This is a genomic window from Streptomyces sp. SID12488, from assembly GCF_010548275.1.
Lineage (GTDB): Bacteria > Actinomycetota > Actinomycetes > Streptomycetales > Streptomycetaceae > Streptomyces.
Genome location: NZ_JAAGLT010000088.1, coordinates 1 through 939 on the forward strand (window position 1 = coordinate 1; position 939 = coordinate 939).

Here is a 939-nt window from a genome sequence, read left to right on the forward strand (position 1 = left end):
TGAGCTTGTTCCGCTTTGACGGACACCATTGGTGTGGTGGTCAGGCTGCGAGTGCGGTCTCGTATTCGGCAGGGCTGAGGTAGCCGAGGCTGCTGTGCAGTCGGTGCAAGTTGTACCAGCTCTCGATAAATTCGAAGATCGCGGTGCGGACAGCAACCCGGCTGGGCCAGGCGACGGTTCCGAGCAACTCGCGCTTGATGGTGGCGAAGAACGACTCGGCGAGCGCGTTGTCCCAGCACTGGCCGGTGCGGCCGACGGACAAGCGAACCCCGAACTCCCTTGCCAGGGTGGCGAATTGCTGACTGGTGTACTGACAGCCACGATCCGAGTGGAAGATTACCGGCCGGGTGGGACGACGCCGGCGGAAGGCGTCCGTCAGGGCGTCGGCGACCAGTTCGGTCCGCAGGTGATCGGCTGTCGCCCAGCCGACCACGCGGCGGGAGGCGATGTCGATGACCGTGGCCAGGTAGAGCCAGCCCTCCTCGGTCGGGACATAGGTGATGTCACCGCACCAGCGAGCGTCCAGGGCCGTGACATCAGGCCGGAAGTCCCGGTCAACGAGGTCGGGCCTGATGGCGGCTCGTGGATCGGGGATCGTTGTCAGGTGCCGCCGTCTGCGGTGTCGGCCCTGCAGGCCGGCGGCCCGCATCAGCCGGGCGACGCGGCGGCGGCCGCATCCGGAGCCTTCCCGCTTGAGTACGGCATGCACGCGCGGGGCGCCGTAGGTGCCACGCGAGCGTTCGTGCACGGCCGTGATCTGTTCGGTCAGCTCGGTGTCACGGACCGCCCGCGGGCCGGGCCCGGCGGTGCGGCGGGCATAGAAGGCGGTTCGGGAGACCTGCAACAGTTCACACGCGCGCTTGACGTTGTGACCGTCTCGCTTCTCCGCCTCGATGAACGGGTGCACCGTCACCGGGTCTCCTTCGCGAAGAAAGCCGT

At 67.5% G+C, this 939-nt stretch carries 1 protein-coding gene; it reads right to left on the reverse strand.

The window, feature by feature from the left end:
- Window positions 1-40 precede the first annotated feature (40 nt).
- Window positions 41-939: IS3 family transposase (locus tag G3I56_RS42595; RefSeq protein WP_203691966.1), on the reverse strand; the 899-nt coding region annotated here is incomplete at its 5' end.